The organism is Haloactinopolyspora alba (assembly GCF_003014555.1).
Taxonomy (GTDB): Bacteria; Actinomycetota; Actinomycetes; order Jiangellales; family Jiangellaceae; genus Haloactinopolyspora; species Haloactinopolyspora alba.
Window position 1 is genome coordinate 108,312 of record NZ_PYGE01000015.1, and the last position, 20,789, is coordinate 129,100.

Genomic DNA, 20,789 nt, shown 5'->3' on the forward strand with positions numbered 1-20,789 from the left:
CGATCAGGTGACAACCGTGGGACGGGCACGCGGACGAACGTCGGGACGCGGTCCGCGTGTGCTGCCGAGCCATCCGTGGTCATCCGGCCGTGGTCAGGAACCGGTCGAGGACGCGGACGCCGAAGTCCAGCGCATCCACGGGAACCCGCTCGTCGACGCCGTGGAACAGCGCCCCGTAGTCGAAGCCCGGCGGCAGCTGCAGCGGCGCGAAACCGTATCCGGTGATGCCGAGGCGCGAGAACTGCTTGGCGTCGGTGCCGCCGGACATGCAGACCGGCACGACGTGGGCGTCCGTGTCCTCCGCGCCGAGCGCGTCGGCCATGGCGGCGAACGTCGGCGACTCGACGTCGGCTGACAGCGGCACCTCGGAGTGCTCGTACTCCCAGTCCACCCGCGGCCCGGCCAGCTCGGTGACGGTCGCCTCGAACTCCGCCTGGGTTCCCGGCAGCATCCGCCCGTCGACGAAGCCGGTGGCCGTCTGCGGGATGACGTTGAGCTTGTAGCCGGCCTGCATGATGGTCGGGTTGGTGCTGTTGCGCAGGGTCGCGTCGACGAGCTGGCGGGCCGGTCCGAGCCGCCGCAGCACCGCGTCCGCGTCGAAGCCGGGATCGTCCGGGTCGACCGGCACCCCGAGCGCCGCGCCGATGCGCTCCAGGGCCGCCCGCACGGTCGGGGTGAGCCGCACCGGCCACTCGTGCGCGTCGAACCGGGCCAGCGCCGCCGCCAGCGCGCCGACCGCGTTGTCGGTGTTGACCTTCGATCCGTGCCCGGCGCGCCCGTGCGCGGTGAGCCGCATCCACGCGGTGCCGCGCTCGCCGGCGGCCACCGGGTAGAGCCGGACCCCGTCGCCGGCGTGGAAGGTGTAGGCGCCGGACTCGCTGATGCCCTCGGTGCAACCCTCGAACAGGTCCGCGTGCTTGCGGACCAGCCAGTCGGAGCCGTACTCGGCGCTGGCCTCCTCGTCCGCGGTGAAGGCCAGCACGACGTCGCGTCGCGGCCGCCGCCCGTCGCGCATCCAGCCACGGGCGACCGCGAGCATCATCGCGTCCATGCCCTTCATGTCCACCGCACCGCGGCCCCACAGGACGCCGTCGTGGACGTCGCCGGCGAACGGGTGCACCTGCCAGTCGGCGGGCTCGGCCGGGACGACGTCGAGGTGGCCATGGACGAGCATCGCGTCGCGGTCGGGGTCGGTGCCGGGGACACGCGCGACGACGTTCGCGCGGCCCGGCGACGACTCGATCAGGGTCGGCTCGATGCCGGCGTCGTCGAGCCGCTCGGCGACGTACTCGGCGGCGGGCCGCTCGCGGCAGCCGCCGTCGCCGGCGTTGCTGGTGTCGATGCGGATGAGTTGCGCCGCCAGGTTCGCGACGTCGGAGGTGGGATCAGCCATAGAGATGTTCGGTGCCATTCGAGATCAGGGTGGTGACGGCCTTGAAGCAGCGGATCGTGTCGTAGGCCGTGCCCGCGGTGTACCGGATCCGGCGTTCGGCGACGCGTTCCACGGTGGGCACCATACCGGCGAAACCGGCCAACTGCGTCGCGTCGACCTCCACCTCGACGGTGTACGGGCCGGCGCTCGTGGCCGGCTCGTGCCGCACGGCCAGGGCGGTCGACGCGTGCGCAGCGGCCCGGATGTCGGCGAACGTGCGCGCCGGCGGCCGGCAGCGGGCAGCGTAGCGCGAGACGTGGTCCTTGACGGCGACGGTCCGCGCGTGCGGCGCGTAGGTCAGCGCGTCGGCGCACGCACGGTCGTCCCCGGTGACCAGCAGCACGGGCGTGCCGTACTCCGCGGCGACCAGCGCGTTCAACCGTCCCTCGCTGGCGGGCTCGCCGTCCACCCACACGCCGGTGATCGAGTTCGGCAGGTACGTGTGCGCGAGCACGCCCTCCGCGCCGGCTCCCGCGTGGTACCCGAGGAAGACGACGCCGTCGACGTCGCCGGCCTGGATGCCCTCGACCATGGTCAGGTCCTTGTGCCGGCCGGTGATCATGCTGGCGCGCTCGTCCAGCTGCTCGAGCAGCAGGTTGCGCATGCTGGAGTGCGCCTCGTTGACGACGACCTCGTCGGCGCCGCCGTCGATCAGCCCGGCGATCGCGCCGTTGACGTCGGAGGTGAACATCGACCGGCAGCGCTGCCACTGCTCCGTGCCTGGTTCGACGTCCGCGCTCCAGGTCACGCCGGTCGCGCCCTCCATGTCGGCGGAGATCAGCACCTTCATGGGCGGCTACGCTACCCGCCGCCCGCATTCACGGCGGCGGCCGGTCCTCGGCGTCGAATCGCCGCGTCAGTTGGCCGAGCAGGACCTTCAGCGTCGCCGCCAGCTCGTCGTGTTCGGTCGCGCCGAGCCCGTCGAGCAGCGTCTCCTCGTGTCGTAGCAGGTCGGCGACGGCGTCCTCGTTCATCCGGCGGCCCTCGTCGGTGAGCCGGACGGCCACCGACCGTCCGTCGGCGCCCGAGCGCGCCCGCCGCACCAGTCCGGCGGCCTCGGCGCGGGCGATGCGCTGCGACACCGCTCCGGCGCTGACGAAGCTGCGGGCCGCGATCTGTCCCGAGGTCAGCTCGTACGGCGGACCGCTTCGCCGCAGGGTGCTCAACAGGTCGAGCGTGGAGCTGTCCAGGCCGAGCCGGTCGAGCGTGCGTTCGCGGTCGGCGGTGAACAGCTGGGCCAGCCGCCAGATCCGGGTGATGACGCCGATCGGCCCGACCGGGACGTCCGGCAGCTCCCGCCGCCACCCTGCCCGGATGCGGTCGGCGCCGTCCTCGTCGTCGGTTGTCATGTCACCTCTCCGGTGTCTATGCTCGTGCCCGATTTAGTTTAGCGCTAAAGGAGTTGCTCATGAGTGCACGGACCATCGTGGTCACCGGCGGCGGCACCGGCATCGGCCGGGCGGTCGCCGGAGCCTTCGCCGCCGACGGCGACACCGTCGTCGTGACCGGCAGGCGTCGCGAACGCCTGGAGCAGGCCGTGGCCGAGATCGGACCGGGCGCCCGCGCCGTCGACTTCGACGCGTCCGACCCGGCCGCCGTCGGCACCGCGCTCGAGCGGCTGCCCACGACCGTCGACGTCCTCGTCAACGCCGCCGGCGGCAACACCGACCTCGACCGGCCGGCGCCGCGCGACACCGACCTGGACGGCGTCGCCGCGGCGTGGCGCGCGAACTTCGACGCCAACGTCCTCACAGCGGTGCTGGTCACCTCGGCGTTGACCCCGCGCATCGCCGAGGGCGGGCGCATCGTCACCATCGGCTCCATCGCGGCTCGGCGCGGCGCCGGCGGCTACGGGGCGGCGAAGGCGGCCGTCGAGGCGTGGAACGCGTCCCTGGCCACCGACGTCGGGCCACGGGCCATCACCGCCAACGTCGTCTCCCCCGGACTGACCACCGGCACCGAGTTCTTCCGCGGCCGGCTCGGCGACGAGCGGCGACGGCGCCTCGTCGACGAGACCAAGAACCGGCGCGAGGGCACGACCGACGACGTCGGCGCCGCCGTCGCGTACCTGGCCTCGCCGCACGCAGGACACGTCACCGGCCAGGTCCTGCACGTGAACGGCGGCGCCTACCTCGGGCACTGACCCCGGCCGCTCGCGAGAACCGTCAGGCCAGGCCCCGCGCGACCAGGCCCGGCCCCTCGGCCAGCACGAACGTCCGGAACGCCGAGACCGCCGGCGGCTCGTACGGCCCGGCCGGCCAGGCGATACCCACCGGACGCTCGGCGCCCGGATCCGTGATGGCCAGCTCCGCCGTGCCCGGCGCCGGCACGCCTGGCGCCGACGGCAGCACCGCCACTCCGAGCCCGGCGGCGACGAGACCGCGCACGGTGTCGATCTCGTCGCCCTCGAACGCGACCCGTGGCGCGTAACCGGCCCGCAGGCACAGGTCGTCGGTGAGATGGCGGACGCCGCGGCCGGCCTTGAGCATGATGAAGTCCTCGTCGGCAACGGTCGCCATGGCGACCTCACTCCCGCCTGCCAGCGGATGCCGCGCCGGCACCACCAGCCGCAGCGGCTGCGTGTGCAGAACCTGAGCACGCAGCCCCGGCTCGTCCGGCAACGGCGACGTCAGCGCGAGGTCGACCGACCCGTCCCGCAGGTGCCCGACGGCCGTCTCCCAGACGTCCTGGACCAGCGTGAACCCCACGCCGGGGCGGTCCGCGCGGAACCCTCCGATCAGCGCCGGAACGACCTCGGCTCCCAGCGTGGGCAGGAACGCCAGCGTCACCCGTCCCGCCGCGGCGTCGGCCAGCTCGGCGGCGCCGTCGCCCAGGCCGTCCAGGGCGCGCCGTACGTGCGGCAGCAGCACCCGGCCGGCGCGGGTCAGCCGCACACCACGGCCACGCCGTTCGACGAGGCGGAAGCCGAGCTCGTCCTGCAGCCGGGCCAGCGCCCGGCTGACCGTGGGCTGTGGCACGCCCAGCTCGTCGGCGGCCTGGGTGACGTGCTGGTGGCGCGCCACGGCCTCGAACATCCGCAGCCGCGGAGCGAGCGTCTCGTGCAACCGGACGAGCGTGTCGGACTCGTTCATACGAAACAGTATGACTCGTCCACTGTTCATGTATTGGACGCATGAGTAGCGGGTCCCTACGGTCGGACGCGTGAACGCTCCCGGCGGCACTCCGGCGACCGTCGACGCCGGCTCGGCGGCCTACCGGCGCGTCGTCGTCGCCATGACCGCGGCGGGCATCGCGACGTTCTCTCAGTTGTATGCGGTGCAGGCGGTGCTGCCGGCGGTCGCCGCGACCTTCGACGCGCCGGCCGCGCACGCCGCGCTCACGGTCTCGTTCGCCACCGGCGCGCTCGCGGTGTCGGTGCTGGTCTGGAGCGGACTCGCGGATCGGTTCGGCCGGGTTCCGGTCATGACCGCGGCGCTGGCGGCGTCGTCCGTCCTCGGCCTGATCGCCCCGCACGCCGAGCAGCTGTGGGTGCTGATCGCGCTCCGTGCGCTGCAGGGGGCGGCGCTCGGTGGTGTGCCGGCCGTGGCGATGGCCTACCTGGCCGAGCGCGTCGTGCCGGAACGCCTGGGCCGCGCCGCCGGTGCGTACGTCGCCGGCACGAGCATCGGCGGCATGAGTGGACGCCTCGTCGCCGGGGCCGTCGCCGACGCCGGCGGCTGGCGCACCGGCGTCGGAGCCGATGCCGCGCTGGGCGTGCTCGCACTGGCCGTGTTCGTGGTGCTGATCCCCCGCGACAGCGGCAGGGCCCGCCCCGCGGGCGGCAGTGGCACCACCGGCGACGCGGCCGACGCCGGCGACGGACTCGCACCGGACCGCCTGGTCCACCGGATCGGCGCCCAGCTGCGCGAACCCGGCATGCTGGCGCTGTACGCGCAGGCGTTCCTGCTCATGGGCGCGTTCGTGACCGTCTACAACTACCTGGGATTCCGGCTCACCGGGCCGCCGTTCGACGTCTCGCAGACCGTGGTGGCGTTCCTGTTCGTCGCCTACCTGGCGGGCACGGTCGGCTCGGCGACGGTCGGGCGGATCGGCGAGCGCCTGGGCCGGAGGCCGGTCCTGCTGCTCACGACCGGCGGGATCGTCCTCGGGACGGTGCTGCTGCTGAGCCCGGCACTTCCGGTGATCTCCGCCGGCCTGGTGGTGCTGACCTTCTGCTTCTTCGCCGCGCACGCGACTGCCGCCGGCTGGGTGGGGCTGCGGGCCCGCACCGGGCGGGCGCAGGCAGCGGCCCTGTACACGCTGGCGTACTACCTCGGATCCAGCCTGTTCGGCTGGCTCGGCGGCCTCGTCTACGACGGCCTCGGCTGGCACGGCGTCGTCGGCTACGTGGTGGCGCTGTGCCTCACCGCCGCCCTGACCACCCACCCCCTGCGCCGAGAATGACCACTCAGGGGGCGACCACCTCGACCTCGAACCCCTCGTCGTTCTCCATGTAGGCGGCGTAGTGGTGCGGCCCGCCCGCGTGCGGGTGCCGGTCGGCGAACATCAGCCGCCAGCCGTACGCCGGCGCCTCGGAGACGATCCGGTCGACCATCCACTGCTCGGGCACCGCCAGCGCCAGGTGGTTCAGCCCGGGCGCCTTGCGGTCGTAGGCCACCCAGCTCATGTCCGGGGACGTCTCGACGACCACGTACGGGCCGCCTCCCGGTGCCTGCCAGGACCGGCCGTGTTCCCAGGCCTGGAACAGCGTCCACCCGAGCCGCTCGAACAGCCACCCGAACGACCGTGTCGCGAGGTCGAGGTCACGGACCCACACCTCGACGTGGTGCAGGCCCGTCGACGGCGTCGTCGACGGACTCAGCGGCTGATCGTCGACACCCGTGTCGTCGACGGGCACCTGGCCGTGCGCGGACTGATGCTGATCGGCCGCCGCGAACGACGGATCGAGCGCGCGCAGGACCGGGTCGAGCTCGTTCACCGCGGAGTCGGTCAACGGGTCGTAGCCGGGCACCGTGTTCTTGGCGACTCCGGGCGACGATCCGTGCGACGTGCCCGGCACGGAACCGTGCGACGTCGCTGGCGCCTGCCCGTAAGCCTGGCCGTAACCCGTGGCCGGGCCCTGATCGGGCTCGTAGTACTGCGGGTATCCGGCGCCCGGCTGCCCCGACACTCCCGGCCCGGGCTGTGCCGGTGCGCCCATCCCCGGGTAGCCGCCGACAGGCGGCGGTGCCGGTGACGGCGCCACCGGAGGCGACGGCATCGGTGGCTGCGGCGACGCCGGTGCGGCCGGCGCCTGGCCGTACTGCGCTCCCGGCTGTCCGTGCTGCGTACCGGCGGCGGCGGCGTGCTGCGTGACCGCCGGGGCCTGCTGCGTCGGCTGTGGCTGTTGGGCCGCGGGCGCCTGGGTTGCGCCGTAGCTCTGCGCCTGCGGTTGCGCCGGTGGCTGCTGTGCGGGTGCCTGCTGCGCCGGGCCCTGCTGGGCGGCAGCCTTGCGCATGCGGCGCAGTTCCGCCGCGGCGGCGTCGAGCCAGTCGTCGACGTCGTCCATGACGTAGCCCTCGCGCATCCGCACGACCTTGAACTCCTCACCCTCGACCTGCTCCGGTGTCACCCCCCGCCCGGAGCTGCGCCCGTCCAGCGCATCGATCACCAGGTCGACGAAGTCGTCGACAGCGTCCAGGTCATAGCCCTCGCGCATACGGGTGGTACGAAACTCGGGCTCGCGACTGACGGCCACCAGGTGTCACTCTCCTCCCGGACGTAAACCGGCCGGTCCCGAGGAACTTCCGGCGACGGTGAGCCAGCCACTCACGCACCGGAAGCCGATATCCCCCGAGACCGGCCAAGCCAAGCGAATGCATACTAATCGGTAACGGTCGCCAACTGACCACACGCCCCGTCGATGTCGCTGCCGCGGGTGTCCCGGACCGTGACCGGGATCCCGCGCGCCTGCAACGTCGAGACGAACTCCGCCTCGACCTCCGGACGCGACGCCGTCCACTTCGAACCCGGGGTCGGGTTCAGCGGGATCGGGTTGACGTGCACCCAGCCGCGGCCCCGCGCGTCGAGCATCCGGCCCAGCCGGTCGGCGCGCCACGCCTGGTCGTTGATGTCACGGATCAGCGCGTACTCGATGGACACGCGCCGGCCCGTGGAGTCGAAGTAGCGGCGCGCAGCATCGAGCGCCTCGTCGACCTTCCAGCGGGTGTTCACCGGGACCAGCTCGTCACGTAGCTCGTCGTCGGGTGCGTGCAGCGACAGCGCCAGCGTGACACCCAGGTCGGCGGCGGCGAGCTTGTCGATGGCCGGTGCGAGCCCGACCGTCGACACCGTGACGCCCCGGCGGCTGATGCCCATGCCCGAGGGCGCGGCCTCGGTCAGCCGCCGCACCGCCTCGACCACCGGCCGATAGTTCGCCAGGGGTTCGCCCATGCCCATGAACACGACGTTCGACACGCGCCCCGGCCCCCCGGGAACCTCGCCGTCGTCGAGCATCCGTTCCGCCGCCACGACCTGTTCGACGATCTCGGCCGCCGACATGTTCCGGGTGAGGCCCTGTTGACCCGTCGCGCAGAACGGGCAGTTCATGCCGCAGCCGGCCTGGCTGGACACGCACAGCGTCACCCGCGGGCGCGTGCCCTCGTAACGCATCAGCACGCTCTCGACCAGAGCCCCGTCGTACAACCGCCACAGCGTCTTGCGGGTGGTCCCGTTGTCGGTCTCGACGTGCCGGACCGGGGTCACCAAGGTCGGAAGCAGCGAGCCCGCGAGCGACTCTCGCACGGCCGCCGGCAGGTCGGTCATCTCGTGCGGGTCGCGGACGTAGCGCGTGAAGTAGTGCCGGGACAGCTGATCGGCACGGAACGGCTTCTCACCGAGTTCGGCGACGGCCTTCCTGCGGCCGTCGACGTCGAGGTCAGCGAGGTGGCGGGGCGGCTTGCCACGTCGTGCGGGTTCTAGGGTCAGTTCACCTGGCTCGGGCATGATGCCGCTCATTGTCCCACGCATCGCAACCGTGCCCATCACACCGAGACCCGCTTCACCCGAAACGCGAGGTTTTCCAGGGAGCGAACGTGACGCCAGCGCGGTCCGTTCCCCGCCGTCAGGTGGTCACGACGTACTCGAGCACCAGCCAGACCAACGGCGCCGTGGGCAGCAGGGAGTCCAGGCGGTCCATCAGCCCGCCGTGCCCCGGAAGCAGCGAGCTCATGTCCTTGACGCCGAGGTCACGTTTGATCATCGACTCGCCGAGATCGCCCAGAGTGGCTCCCACGACGCCGACCAGCCCGAGCACGACGCCGGTCCACCAGGCGGCGTCGAAGGCCAGCACCGCCACGGCCACGCCCGCGCCCACGCCCAGCAGGATCGACCCGCCGAGGCCCTCCCACGACTTCTTCGGGCTCACGCTCGGAGCCATCGGGTGCCGGCCGGTGAACACGCCCGCCGTGTACCCGCCGACATCGGAGGCGACGACGACCGCCAACAGCGCGAACACGCGCCAGTGCCCGTCGTCGGCACGCGCCATCAGCGTCGCGAACCCGGCGAGGAACGGGATGTAGGCGCTGGTGAACACGCCCGCCGCGACGTCACGGAGATAGCCGTCACGGCCGTCGCCCAGCCGCCAGGTGCCCACCGCCAGCACGGTCAGCCCCAGGCCGACCATCAACGGCGACCCGCCACCGGCGAACGCGCCCACGAGCATCAGCACCGCGCCCAGCATCACCGGGACGACCGGGACGGCGACGCCGCGCTGGCTCATCGCCGTGGCGAGCTCCCACACCGCGACGAGCATGACGAGCACGACGAGCCCGACGAAGGCCGGAATGAACAGGAACAGCGTGCACAGCACGACGACGGCGAGCCCGACGCCCACCGCGGTCGCGGCGCGCAGGTCCCGCCCGGCCCGCCCGTGCCGGCGCGGCGGATCGGACGCTGCGCGCCGACGCTTCCCCCCGGGGGGCGCCTCGGGCGGCTCGGCCTGCTCGTCGGTCATCACCACGTGTTCTCAGACCTCGAGCAGCTCGGATTCCTTGTGCTTGAGCAGCTCGTCGATCTGGTCGATGTGGTTCTTGGTCATCGTCTCGAGTTGCTTCTCGGCGCGCGCGACCTCGTCCTCGCCGACCTCGCCGTCCTTGGCCAGCTTGTCCAGCGTCTCTTTCGCGTGCCTGCGTACGCTGCGGATGGACACCCGCGAGCCCTCGGCCTTCTCCTTGGCGACCTTGATGTACTCGCGCCTGCGCTCCTCGGTGAGCGTGGGCAGGTTCACCCGGATCAGCGTGCCGTCGTTGCTCGGGTTGACGCCGAGGTCGGAGTCGCGGATGGCCCGCTCGATGGCGCCGAGTGAGCTCTTGTCGTACGGCTGCACCGTGATCATTCGAGCGTCGGCCACATGGAACGACGCGAGCTGGTTGACCGGCGTCGGCGAGCCGTAATAGTCCACCATGATCTTGTTGAACAGCGACGGGTGGGCCCGCCCGGTCCGGATCGTGGCGAAGTCCTCCTTGCCGACCGACACGGCCTTCTCCATCTTCTCCTCGGCTTCGAGGAGGGTTTCGTCGATCACCGTTACTCCTTCGCCTTGCGTGTGACGTCGATCCTAGGGCCGCCGGGGCATCGCCACGCCGATGACGTCACCGGCGATCGGTACAGACCCTACGACGCGCCCGTCTGGATGACGGTTTCGACATCCGAGGCGACCACGGTACCGATCTGCTCTCCCCGGATGGCTCGTGCGATTCCATTCTCCTCGCCCAAGCCGAATACGACGATCGGGAGCTGGTTCTCCATGCACAGGCTGAAGGCGGCTGGGTCGGCCACGCTCAGGCGGCGGCGCAGCACCTCGCCGTAGGTGACCGAGACGTACTTGCGTGCGGCCGGCTCGACCCGCGGGTCGGCGTCGTACACGCCGTCGACGCCGTTCTTGCCCATCAGCAGCCGGTCGCAGCCGATCTCGAGCGCGCGCTGCGCGGCGACGGTGTCGGTGGTGAAGTACGGCATCCCGGCGCCCGCGCCGAAGATGACCACACGCCCCTTCTCGAGGTGGCGGGCGGCGCGGCGCGGAATGTAGGGCTCGGCGACCTGGCCCATGGTGATGGCGGTCTGCACGCGCGTGTCGACGCCCCGGTGCTCGAGGAAGTCCTGCAGCGCCAGGCAGTTCATGACGGTGCCGAGCATGCCCATGTAGTCACCGCGGGCACGGTCCATGCCGGCGTGCTGCAGCTCGGAGCCGCGGAAGAAGTTGCCGCCGCCGACCACGATCGCGACCTCGACTCCGCCGTCCACGACGGTGGCGATCTGTTCGGCGATCCGCTTGACGACGATGGGGTCGACGCCGACCTCGCCGCCGCCGAACACCTCGCCGGACAGTTTCAGCAGTACGCGCCGGCGGGTGCCGGCGCCGTCGGCCGGCGGCACGGCCGAGGCCGGCACCGTTTCGGTTTCACTCGTCTCCGTCACGGTGCCGGCCTCCTGATCGTCGTGCGGTTCGCTGGCAGTGATCTCAGGCGGTGCCGATCTCGAACCGGACGAACCCTCGAACCGTGACGCCGGCCTCGTCGAGCACGGCGCCGACGGTCTTCTTGGACTCCTTCACCGACGGCTGGTCGACCAGCACGGCCTCCTTGAAGAAGCCGTTGACCCGGCCCTCGATGATCTTCGGCAGCGCCTGGTCCGGCTTGCCCTCCTCGCGGGCCGTGGCCTCGGCGATGCGGCGCTCGTTCTCGACGACGTCCTCGGGCACGTCCTCGCGCACCGCGTACTGCGGACGCAGCGCCGCGACCTGCATCGCGGCGTCGTATGCCACCTGCCGCGCGGGCGCGGACCCGTCCGAGTCGAACCGGACCAGGACGCCGACCTGCGGCGGCAGGTCGCCGGACCGGCGGTGCAGGTAGGTGGTGACCTCGCCGTCGGCGACGGCGACCTGGGTGAGCTCGAGCTTCTCGCCGATGACGGCCGCGGCCGCGTCGATGGCCTCGGCGACCTTGCGGCCGTCGGGCAGCGCCGAGCCGAGCAGCGTGTCGACGTCCGTCGCCCGCACCGTCTCGGCGACGCCGACGATGTCGGCGGCGAGCTTCTGGAAGTCGGCGTTCTTGGCGACGAAGTCGGTCTCGCACGCCAGCACGATCATCGCCGAGCCCTCGGCAGCCACCAGCCCGTTCGACGTGGTGCGCTCGGCGCTGCGCTTGGCCGCCTTCGCCGCGCCCTTGATCCGCAACGCCTCGACCGCCTGGTCGAAGTCGCCGTCGGCGCCCTCGAGCGCCTTCTTCGCGTCCATCATGCCCGCACCCGTGGCGTCACGCAGCCGCTTGACGTCCGCCGCAGTGATGTTCGGCATCCTCACACTTCTCTCTTCGTCAGCTGATCGTCTTTCGGCAGCGGCGCCCGTGTTGGCCGGGCGCCGCCGCCGTCATGGTCGGGTGTTCGCGTTCAGGTCTGCGGTGCGGTGGGCTGGGCGCCCTCGGACTTCTCGGCGACGTCCGCGACGTCCTCGGCCGACTCGCCGACCACCTGCGTCGACGGCTGCTCGAGCGCCGCGTCGGCGTCGGGCTCGGTCTCCGCGCCGGCCTGCTCCGGGTGCTGCAGCAGCTCTTTCTCCCACTCGGCGAGCGGCTCGTCGGCGGCCAGGTCGGCGCCGTTGGTGCTCTCGGCGCGCTGCCCCTGCCGCCCGAGCAGCCCGTCGGCCACCGAGTCGGCCACGACACGGGTCAGCAGCGTGACCGCGCGGATGGCGTCGTCGTTACCCGGGATCGGGTAGTCGACCTCGTCGGGGTCGCAGTTGGTGTCGAGGATCGCGATGATCGGGATGCCGAGCTTGCGGGCCTCGTCGACGGCCAGGTGCTCCTTCTTGGTGTCGACGATCCACACCGCGCTGGGCACCTTCGCCATGTTGCGCACGCCGCCGAGCGTGCGCTCGAGCTTGTCCTTCTCACGCCGGCGCATGAGGAGTTCCTTCTTCGTCAGTCCCGAGCCGGGGACGTCGTCGAAGTCGAGCTCCTCGAGCTCCTTGAGCCGCTGCAGCCGCTTGTTGACGGTCTGGAAGTTGGTCAGCATGCCGCCGAGCCAGCGCTCGGTCACGAACGGCATGTTCACCCGGGTGGCCTGCTCGCGCACGGCCTCCTGGGCCTGCTTCTTGGTACCGACGAACAGCACCGTCCCGCCGTGCGCGACGGTCTCCTTGACGAAGTCGTACGCGCGGTCGATGTAGGACAGCGACTGCTGCAGGTCGATGATGTAGATACCGTTGCGCTCGGTGAAGATGAACCGCTTCATCTTCGGGTTCCAGCGCCGGGTCTGATGCCCGAAATGCACGCCGCTCTCGAGCAGCTGCCTCATGGTGACGACGGCCATAGCCTGCGTCTCCTCCTCGTGCGCCGACGGTGCGGGAGACTCCCCGCGGCCGGCGCGTCGTTTTCGGTTCCTCGCGGCGGTGGTCGACCGCCGCGCCTGGTGCCCGGGCCGTCACCACCACCTGGGCTCTCGAGGAACGCCAGGACCGTCGGCGGCGTGGCCGTATGTCGACAGGGCACGCGAATTCGACCCAGGTCAGACCTGAGCCGGGCCCAGTATAGACGACATTGAGCGAGGGTCACCACCGCCCGGTGGCACCGGTGCCGCCGACGATCCGGTGACGGGTGCGGCGAGCTCAGCCGGTGACGCCGTGCAGATGGCAGGCGGCGCTCTGCTCGGCCGGACCGCCGTGCCGCCCGCCGAGGGACTGCAGGACGGGGTCGTGGTCGGCGCACGGCTCGAACACCTGCGGGCACCTGGTGCGGAACCGGCATCCGGACGGCGGGTGCGTCGGGCTCGGGATGTCGCCCTGCAGCACGATCCGCTCACGCGAGCGTTCCCGCTCGGGGACGGGCACCGGGACCGCGGACACCAGCGCCTCCGTGTACGGATGCCCGGGCATCTCCCCCACGGCGACACCGTCGCCGACCTCGACCACCCGCCCCAGGTACATGACGGCGACCCGGTCGGCCACCTGCCGCACGGCCGCGAGGTCGTGCGACACGAACAGGTAGGTCAGCCCCATCTCGCGCTGCAGCCGGACCAGCAGGTTCACCACCTGCGCCTGCACCGACACGTCCAGCGAGGCGATCGGCTCGTCGCAGACCACGAAGTCGGGCTCGCCGGCCAGCGCGCGGGCGATGCCGACGCGCTGGCGCTGCCCGCCGGAGAACTCGTGCGGATACCGGTTGCGGTGGTCCGGGGCGAGCCCGACGAGCTCCATCAGCTCCCCCACTCGCGCGCGGCGGCGCGAACGCCCACGGTGCAGCCGATGGATCGCCAGCGGCTCGGCGATGGTCTCGCCCACCGTGCGGCGCGGGTCCAGGGACGCGAACGGGTCCTGGAAGATCATCGCCGTGCGACGGCGCAACGCCCGCAGCTCGCGCCGGGGCATCGCCGTCACGTCCGACCCGTCGAACTCGATCGTGCCCTCCGTCGGCTCGACGAGCCGCACCAGCGCGCTGCCCAGGGTCGACTTGCCGCACCCCGACTCGCCCACCAGGCCGAGCGTCTCGCCGCGGCGGATCTCCAGGTCGACGCCGTCCACCGCGCGGACCGCGCCGGGCGACGAGCGCAGCGGTCCGGGCGGCGGCAGCGGGAAGTGCACCCGCAGCCCCGTGGTGCGTACCAGCGCCTCGCCGTTCATCGCCGCACCTGCGCGTCACCGGCCGCGGGCAGGCGGTAGAACGTCGCCGCGCGGTGCGTCTCGACACTGCCGGCCACCGGCTCCAGCGGCGGCACCTGCGTCGCGCATCGCGGGTCCAGCCGATACGCGCACCGGGGCCGGAACGCACACCCCGGCGGCAGGTCCACCGGGTCCGGCGGCAGCCCGGGCATCGTCGTCAGCGCCTCCCGCTCGCGGGCGGGACGCGCGTCGTCGAGCACCGGCAGCGACTCCAGCAGCCCGCGTGTGTACGGGTGCGACGGCCGTGCGTACAGCGCGTCCACCGGGCCCTCCTCCACGCACCGACCCGCGTACATCACCACGACGTGGTCGGCGATGCCGGCCACCACCCCGAGGTCGTGGGTGATCCAGACGACGCCGGTGCCGCGCTCGTCCTGCAACCGGGCGACGAGTTCCAGGATCTGCGCCTGCACCGTCACGTCGAGTGCCGTCGTCGCCTCGTCGGCGATCAGCACCCTCGGCTCGCCGGCCAGCGCGATCGCGATCATCACCCGCTGGCGCATCCCACCGGAGAGCTGGTGCGGATAGGCTCGCAGCCGGGCAGCGGCGTCCGGGATGCCGACGTCGTCGAGCAGTTCCACCGACCGCGCGCGCACCGCCTCCGCGCTCACCCGCCCGTGAGCCCGCAGCGCCTCGGCGAGCTGGCGCTCCACGGTCAGCACCGGGTTCAGCGACGTCATCGGGTCCTGGAAGACCATGCCGATGCCGGCGCCGCGCACGTGCCGCAGCTGCTCCTCGGACCGGCCGATCAGCTCGGCGCCGTCGAAGACCGCACTTCCGCTCACCCGGGTCACCGCGTCGGGCAGCAGACCGAGCAGCGCCAGCGAGCTCACGCTCTTGCCCGACCCGGACTCACCCACGATGGCCAGCGTGCGCCCGGCCTCGACGTCGAAGTCCAGGCCGCCGACGACGTGGGCGGGACCGCGTGGCGTGCTGAACGTCACCGCCAGGTCGCGCACCGAGAGCAACGCGCTCATCCCCCACTTCCCTTCGCCGTGCCTTTCATCGCCGCACGTTGCCGCGGGTCGAGCACGTCGCGGAGGACGTCGCCGAGCACGTTGAACGCCAGCACCGTCAGGAAGATGGCGGCGCCGGGGAACACCGCCATCCACCACGCCTGTTCGAGGAAACCACGGCCCTCCGACAGCATCCGGCCCCAGGACGGGTCCGGCGGCTGGGTGCCCAGCCCCACGAAGCTCAGCGCCGCCTCGGACAGGATCGCGAACGCCAGGCTGACCGACGTCTGCACGATGATCGGCGCGGTCACGTTGGGCAGCACGTGCCGGGCGACGATGCGCACGTCCCCGGCCCCGGCCGAACGGGCCGCGCGCACGTACACCTCCTCGCGCACGCTGAGCACACTCGCCCTGGTGATGCGGGCGAAGATCGGTGTGTAGACGATGCCGATGGCGATCATCGCGTTCGTCGAGCCCCGGCCGAGGATCGCCAGCACCGCGATCGCCATCAGCAGCGCCGGGAAGGCGAACACCACGTCCATGACGCGCATCAGCACGTCGTCGACCCATCGCCGGTAGTAACCGGCCAGCAGGCCGATCAGCACCCCGGCCGCCAGCGAGATCCCGACGGCGACCGCGCCGACGCGCAGCGACACCTCGGCGCCGGCCAGCACCCGGGAGAACACGTCGCGGCCCAGCTCGTCGGTGCCGAACCAGTGCTCGCCCGACGGCGCCTGCAGCCGGTCGTCGACGCTCGGCTCGACCGGGTCGTGCGGCGAGATCCGCCCGGCCAGTAGCGCCGCCGCAACAACCGCGGTGAGGACGAGGCCGGAGGCCACCGCCATCGGGCTGCGTGCCAGCAGCACCAGCGTCTCGACCCAACGGGGCCGATGCGGCGCCGTCGACGGCAGCGTGTCCGCTCGTTCGCCGGCGCTCATCGGCCGCTCCCGTACGAGATCCGCGGATCCAGCCGTGCGTACAGCAGGTCCACCACCAGGTTGACGACCAGGAAGACGAGGGCGAACAGCAGCACCGCGCCCTGCAGCACCGGATAGTCGCGGTCCAGCACGGCCTGGAAGGCCAGTTGCCCGAGGCCCGGCCAGGCGAACACGAACTCGACGATGACCACGCCGGACAGCAGGTACGCCAGCTGGACGCCACCGACGGTCACGAACGGCACCAGCGCGTTGCGCAGGATGTGCCAGCGCAGCACGTCGCGGGCTCGCATGCCCTTGGCCCGCGCGGTGCGGACGTGGTCCTGGCCCATCGCCTCGAGCACCGACGAGCGCACGAACCTGGTGAGGATCGACCCGCTGGACACCCCGGCCGTGATCGCCGGCAGCACCAGGTGGTGCGCCCAGCCCACGGGGTCCTCGAGCAGCGGCGTGTAGCCCGCCGACGGGAACCAGCCGAGCGTGCCGGCGAAGATCAGGATGAACATGATGCCCATCCAGAAGTCCGGGATGCTCAGCCCGGCCTGGCTGGTCAGCGTCGAGAACCAGTCGACGGGCGAGCGCGGGCGCAGCGCCGAGAGCGTGCCGAGCGGCACCGCGATCAGCAGGGCCACCACGATGGCGCCGACGGCAAGGGACAGCGTCGCGGGCAACCGCTCGACGATCAATGACGACACCGTCTCACCGCTGCGGAAGCTGACGCCCAGGTCGCCGCGTAGCGCCGAGGTGATCCAGTCGAGGTACTGCACGAGCACCGGATCGTCCAGCCCGGAGCGTTCCCGCAGCGCCGCGTACGTCTCCGGGGTCGCCCGGGTACCCAGGGCCGCCCGCACCGGATCGCCCGGCACGAGCTGCATGATGGCGAAGACGAGGACGCTCACGCCCAGCAGTACCGCGGCGGACTGCAGCAGCCGCCGGAGTACGTAACCCGTCACTCCGGCAGCCTCACCGACTCGAAGTTGATCGCCTTGTCCGCGCGGATCTCGTACCCCTCGAGCCCGGGCGCCCACGCCTGGACGACGTCCGGGTTGTACAGGTACAGGTAACTGACGTCGTCGACGATCAGCTCGGCCGCCTGGTCGTACAGCGCCTTGCGCGCCTCGCGGTCGGTCTCGGATGCCGCTCGCGTCAGCAGGTCGTCGACCTTCGGGTTGCAGTACTGCTGGTAGTTCGAGCTGCCCTCGCAGACGTGCTGGGCGTGGTAGAAGCCGAACGGGTCGAGGTTGCCCAGCCAGCCGAGCATGAACGCGTCGAAGTCGCCGTCGGCCTGCCTGGCCAGCCAGGTGTTGAACGACTCCTGCTCGATGTTCACCTTGATGCCGACCTCGGCCAGGTTCGACGCGATGATCTGCGCCGCCTGGACGGTCTCGGGGTACTCGTCGGTGACCATCAGCCCCATCGGCTGCGGCGTGCTCGCCGCGGCCCCGGCGACGAGGTCCTGTGCGCGCTGCGGGTCGTGCTCGAAGGGCGCGTACTCGTGGTACCAGAAGCTGTCCTGCGGGATCGCCGTCTGGTTCACGGTCGCCGCACCGAACTTCGCCGCCTCGGTCACCGCCTCGCGGTCGATGCCGTAGGCGACACCGCGCCGGAAGTCCCGGTTGTCGAACGGCTCCCGGGCCTGGTTCATCGCCAGGTACCAGTAGTCCACGCTCGGGGTGACGCCGACCTCCACCTGGTCGTCGTCCTGCAGGCTCTCGACGTCCTGGGGCGGAACGTTGTCGGTCCAGTGGATGTCTCCGGAGCGCAGCGCGGTCAGCGCCGCGGTCGGTTCACTGATGTACTGGAACTCCACGCCGTCGACCGTCGGCGCGTCGCCCCAGTAGCCGTCGTACGCCGCCAGCGTGACCCCGCCGGCACCGGACGACTCGAAGGTGAACGGCCCGGTGCCGACGGCCTCGGTCGCCAGGTCGAACTGGTCCGCCGCGCCCTCCGGGATGATCGACATGCCCTTGAACCCGCCGATGTTGGCGAGCAGGGCCGGTGACGGCTCGGTGAGGTTGATGACGACGGTCCGCGGGTCCGGCGCCTCGACGCTCTCGACGCTGGCGAAGCGGAACGCGTTGGCCAGCTCCTGGTCGATGATCCGGTTGTACGAGTAGACCACGTCGGCGGAGTCGAACTCCGAGCCGTCGTGGAACGTCACACCCTCCCGTAAGGTGAACGTCCAGGTCAGGCCATCTTCACTGGTCTCCCATCCGGTGGCCAGGCTGGGCTGGAACTGCCCTTCGGCGTCGGGCACGACCAGCGTGTCGTAGACGTTCTCGAGCACCTGGAAGCTCGCGTAGGCCTGGGTCTTGTGCGGGTCGAACTGATCGGGCTGCGCGGAGATGGCCGCGATCAGCGTGCCGCCCGTGGAGCCGCCGTCACCACCACCGCCGTCACCACCGCCGCCGTCACCGCCGACGTCCACGTCCTCGCCCCCGCTGCAGGCGCCGGCCAGCACGGCGGCCGAGAGCACCGCCGCCAGCCGTGTACGGACCCGTTGCCGACGTGTGCGTGTCATGGCTGCTGCCTCATCCCTGTGCCGCGGCGCTCGGTCGAGCTCGTGTTGTCGATCGTTCGACTCTTCCGACTTCCCCCGTAGGTTCGTCCACCCACGCCTGCAGATCGACTGCGTTCGTTACCGGTTCTTGACGTGTTCGTGATGCAATCCGCGCGCGTGTCCGTGATCGCCCGTCCACAGGACGGATCGCCGTCAGCACGTTGTCCACAATCTGCGGAACGCGCGCTGACGACGGCCCGCGTTCCCGCCAGGCTCGGCGCATGCACCGATCACTCACCGCAGTCGCCTCATCCGCACGCCGGGCGTTGCTCGTGGTCCTCGTACTGCACCTCGCCACCGGAGCCACCGGCGCCGCCTCGGCGGGCGTCACCGCGAGCGGGCCGGGCGTGCTCGGCCGTGCGTGGGTGTATCCGGTCGGGCCACCGGCCGGGCCCGTCGACCTCGTCCATGATTTCGACCCACCGGACGACCCGTGGCTGCCCGGCCACCGCGGCGTCGACATCGCGGCGCCCGTGGGCGCCGAGGTCCGCGCCGCGGGGTCCGGGCGGGTGCGCTACGCGGGCCCGCTGGCCGGGCGTGGCGTCGTCGTGGTCGACCACGGCACGGTCCGCACCACCTACGAGCCGGTCGCGGCCACCGTCACAGTGGGCCAGCGGGTGCACGTCGGTGCGCCGCTCGGCACCCTCGCCGCCACACCCGGCCACTGCGCCCCCGCCAGTTGCCTGCACTGGGGCGCCCGCGAGCGCGGGCGCTACCGCGATCCGGGCGCCTTAGTGCGTCCGGCCGCGGTCCGTCTACTGCCACTGGGCGAGCGCACGCTCAGCGGCGACCCACCGCCACCGCCGGCCACCGGGACCGGCGCTCCCCTCGACTGGCCGGTCGCGCAGCCGCGCGTGACGTCTCCGTACGGCATGCGTGTCCATCCGGTCACCGGTGTCTACAAACTCCACGACGGCACCGACTTCGGCGCCGCCTGCGGTACGCCGGTCCGCTCCGCCGCGGCCGGTCAGGTCACCGATGTGGGCATGCGCGGCGCGTACGGCCTGCAGGTCACCGTGCGGCACGCGCGAACGGCCGCCGGCGAGCTGACCACGTCGTACAGCCACCTGTCGCGAGCCGCGGTGTCGCCCGGGCAGCGGCTGCCGGCGGGACGCACCGTCGGCCTGGCCGGCACGACCGGCTCGTCGACCGGCTGCCACCTGCACTTCATGGTGTACGCCGACGCGGCGCTGGCGGATCCGATGACCTTCCTGCCGGGTCAGTGAGAGGACTCCGCCCGCGCGTGGCGGCCACCACGGGCGTCACCCCCGGCGCCGCCTCCCGGTACCTGGGTGGCGCCGACCCTGTGACCGATCAGCAGGATCACCACCACGACCACGAACCCGATCGCGGCCATGGTCACCGTCATCGCGACGTCGCCCTCCGGCGCGCGCAGCGTGCGCTCGTCGTCCGACCACGGCCACAGCGCCCGCAGCGAACCGAGCATCAGCCCGGTCATCACCACCAGCGTCAGGTGGTGATAGTGCTCCAGCAACCACTGCAGCAGCTTCACGAACGCCGCGAGCCCGACCAGCGCGCCCAGCGCGAACGTGGCGACGTAGCCCAGGTCGCGTTCGCGCAGCGCATCCATGGTCGGGTCCAGCAGCCCGAGGGTGAGCAGGATGAACGCACCGGACATTCCGGGTAGCACCAGCGCGCACACCGCCACGGCCGCCGCGAGCGCCACCACGGGTGCCGCCGGATCCGCCTGTGCACTGGGCAGGCCGGTCAGCACGAACACCACTGCCGCCACCACCAGGGCCAGCAGGTAGTGCGCGGGCCGCCAGCGTCGCCCGGAGCCGGAGTACGGCACCCACAGCGACGCCGCCACCAGCCCGAAGAACAACGCGTGCGCACGCTGCTCGTTGTCCTCGGCCACCGGCGCCAGGAACTGCGCGGCCAGCAGGACGGCCGCGACCATGCCGGCCAGCACCGCCAGCACCACGGGCCAGTCCGCGCTCCGGAACTGCTCGCCTGCACGCCGCGTCCCGCGGCCGCGCGGCACGTCGCTCACCGTGTACCGCAGCCCGGTCAGCACGTGCCCGGCCGAGATGATGAGCCGGTCGTAGACCCCGACGATCAGCGCGATCGTGCCGCCGCTGACACCGGGCACCACTTCGGCCGTGCCGATGAGCCCGCCGCGGAGCGCGTTGAACAGATGAGTACCGACGGAGCTGGCCATGACCTACATCTCGTGGGTGATCGGGCACGCGGACGAGCGGGCACGCGGGCGCTCGCGGTGATCGCCGACCGT

At 72.0% G+C, this 20,789-nt stretch carries 20 protein-coding genes; 3 read left to right on the plus strand and 17 right to left on the minus strand.

The window, feature by feature from the left end:
• Nucleotides 1-79: 79 nt before the first annotated feature.
• Genes CLV30_RS18650 through CLV30_RS18660 form a run of 3 tightly spaced genes read right to left on the minus strand, consistent with a single transcriptional unit; the run spans nt 80 to nt 2,781 of the window.
• Complete coding sequence (locus CLV30_RS18650) at nt 80-1,393, minus strand: M20/M25/M40 family metallo-hydrolase (protein WP_106538732.1); 1,314 nt, start codon at nt 1,391-1,393, stop codon at nt 80-82.
• Nucleotides 1,386-2,222 carry a M55 family metallopeptidase gene (locus CLV30_RS18655; RefSeq protein ID WP_106538733.1) on the minus strand — a complete coding sequence of 279 codons (837 nt, stop codon included), beginning with the start codon at nt 2,220-2,222 and terminating at the stop codon, nt 1,386-1,388. The genes CLV30_RS18650 and CLV30_RS18655 overlap by 8 nt, the downstream gene beginning before the upstream one ends.
• 28 nt (nt 2,223-2,250) lie before the next feature.
• Entirely contained in the window at nt 2,251-2,781 is a 531-nt protein-coding gene (locus CLV30_RS18660) for a MarR family winged helix-turn-helix transcriptional regulator (RefSeq protein WP_106538734.1), read from the minus strand.
• A gap of 59 nt (nt 2,782-2,840) precedes the next feature.
• Here CLV30_RS18660 and CLV30_RS18665 point away from each other — a divergent pair, with 59 nt between their 5' ends.
• Nucleotides 2,841-3,575, plus strand: a complete 735-nt coding sequence (locus tag CLV30_RS18665) for an SDR family NAD(P)-dependent oxidoreductase (RefSeq protein ID WP_106538735.1) — start codon at nt 2,841-2,843, stop codon at nt 3,573-3,575.
• Between the two features lie 22 nt (nt 3,576-3,597).
• On the opposite strand, the gene CLV30_RS18670 is transcribed toward CLV30_RS18665, so the two are convergent.
• Complete coding sequence (locus CLV30_RS18670; protein ID WP_106538736.1) at nt 3,598-4,524, minus strand: LysR family transcriptional regulator; 927 nt, start codon at nt 4,522-4,524, stop codon at nt 3,598-3,600.
• A gap of 70 nt (nt 4,525-4,594) precedes the next feature.
• Here CLV30_RS18670 and CLV30_RS18675 point away from each other — a divergent pair, with 70 nt between their 5' ends.
• Entirely contained in the window at nt 4,595-5,836 is a 1,242-nt protein-coding gene (locus CLV30_RS18675) for an MFS transporter (RefSeq protein ID WP_205740615.1), read from the plus strand.
• 4 nt (nt 5,837-5,840) lie between these two features.
• Here the strand turns inward: CLV30_RS18675 and CLV30_RS18680 are convergent, their stop codons facing one another.
• The 12 genes from CLV30_RS18680 to CLV30_RS18735 form a co-directional block, all read right to left on the minus strand.
• The gene (locus tag CLV30_RS18680) at nt 5,841-7,130 is read right to left on the minus strand and encodes a DivIVA domain-containing protein (protein WP_129710916.1); all 1,290 of its coding nucleotides are present in this window, start codon (nt 7,128-7,130) and stop codon (nt 5,841-5,843) included.
• 125 nt (nt 7,131-7,255) lie between these two features.
• Nucleotides 7,256-8,377: a dual-specificity RNA methyltransferase RlmN gene (gene rlmN / locus CLV30_RS18685; protein WP_205740616.1), complete on the minus strand. Its 1,122-nt coding sequence runs from the start codon at nt 8,375-8,377 to the stop codon at nt 7,256-7,258.
• Between the two features lie 118 nt (nt 8,378-8,495).
• Complete coding sequence (locus CLV30_RS18690; protein WP_106538780.1) at nt 8,496-9,386, minus strand: phosphatidate cytidylyltransferase; 891 nt, start codon at nt 9,384-9,386, stop codon at nt 8,496-8,498.
• Between the two features lie 12 nt (nt 9,387-9,398).
• Nucleotides 9,399-9,956, minus strand: coding sequence for a ribosome recycling factor (gene frr, locus CLV30_RS18695; RefSeq protein WP_106538738.1), 558 nt, complete (start codon nt 9,954-9,956; stop codon nt 9,399-9,401).
• 89 nt (nt 9,957-10,045) lie between these two features.
• A complete protein-coding gene (gene pyrH, locus CLV30_RS18700; protein ID WP_240723212.1) occupies nt 10,046-10,849 on the minus strand; it encodes a UMP kinase in 804 nt (267 codons plus the stop codon).
• Nucleotides 10,850-10,892: 43 nt separating this feature from the next.
• On the minus strand, nt 10,893-11,726 hold the full coding sequence (tsf, locus tag CLV30_RS18705; protein ID WP_106538739.1) for a translation elongation factor Ts: 834 nt from the start codon (nt 11,724-11,726) through the stop codon (nt 10,893-10,895).
• Nucleotides 11,727-11,818: 92 nt separating this feature from the next.
• Nucleotides 11,819-12,739: a 30S ribosomal protein S2 gene (gene rpsB, locus CLV30_RS18710; protein ID WP_106538740.1), complete on the minus strand. Its 921-nt coding sequence runs from the start codon at nt 12,737-12,739 to the stop codon at nt 11,819-11,821.
• 295 nt (nt 12,740-13,034) lie between these two features.
• On the minus strand, nt 13,035-14,045 hold the full coding sequence (locus CLV30_RS18715) for an ABC transporter ATP-binding protein (RefSeq protein WP_106538741.1): 1,011 nt from the start codon (nt 14,043-14,045) through the stop codon (nt 13,035-13,037).
• Nucleotides 14,042-15,061: an ABC transporter ATP-binding protein gene (locus CLV30_RS18720; protein WP_106538742.1), complete on the minus strand. Its 1,020-nt coding sequence runs from the start codon at nt 15,059-15,061 to the stop codon at nt 14,042-14,044. Before CLV30_RS18720 ends, CLV30_RS18715 begins: the two co-directional genes overlap by 4 nt.
• On the minus strand, nt 15,058-15,978 hold the full coding sequence (locus CLV30_RS18725; protein WP_106538743.1) for an ABC transporter permease: 921 nt from the start codon (nt 15,976-15,978) through the stop codon (nt 15,058-15,060). Before CLV30_RS18725 ends, CLV30_RS18720 begins: the two co-directional genes overlap by 4 nt.
• Complete coding sequence (locus CLV30_RS18730; protein ID WP_106538744.1) at nt 15,975-16,928, minus strand: ABC transporter permease; 954 nt, start codon at nt 16,926-16,928, stop codon at nt 15,975-15,977. The genes CLV30_RS18725 and CLV30_RS18730 overlap by 4 nt, the downstream gene beginning before the upstream one ends.
• On the minus strand, nt 16,925-18,496 hold the full coding sequence (locus CLV30_RS18735) for an ABC transporter substrate-binding protein (RefSeq protein ID WP_106538745.1): 1,572 nt from the start codon (nt 18,494-18,496) through the stop codon (nt 16,925-16,927). The genes CLV30_RS18730 and CLV30_RS18735 overlap by 4 nt, the downstream gene beginning before the upstream one ends.
• Nucleotides 18,497-18,756: 260 nt before the next feature.
• On the opposite strand from CLV30_RS18735, the gene CLV30_RS26090 reads away from it, so the two are divergent.
• The gene (locus tag CLV30_RS26090; protein WP_129710917.1) at nt 18,757-19,761 is read left to right on the plus strand and encodes a peptidoglycan DD-metalloendopeptidase family protein; all 1,005 of its coding nucleotides are present in this window, start codon (nt 18,757-18,759) and stop codon (nt 19,759-19,761) included.
• Here the strand turns inward: CLV30_RS26090 and CLV30_RS18750 are convergent.
• Complete coding sequence (locus tag CLV30_RS18750) at nt 19,755-20,717, minus strand: DUF368 domain-containing protein (protein ID WP_106538746.1); 963 nt, start codon at nt 20,715-20,717, stop codon at nt 19,755-19,757. The genes CLV30_RS26090 and CLV30_RS18750 overlap by 7 nt on opposite strands.
• Nucleotides 20,718-20,789: the final 72 nt, after the last annotated feature.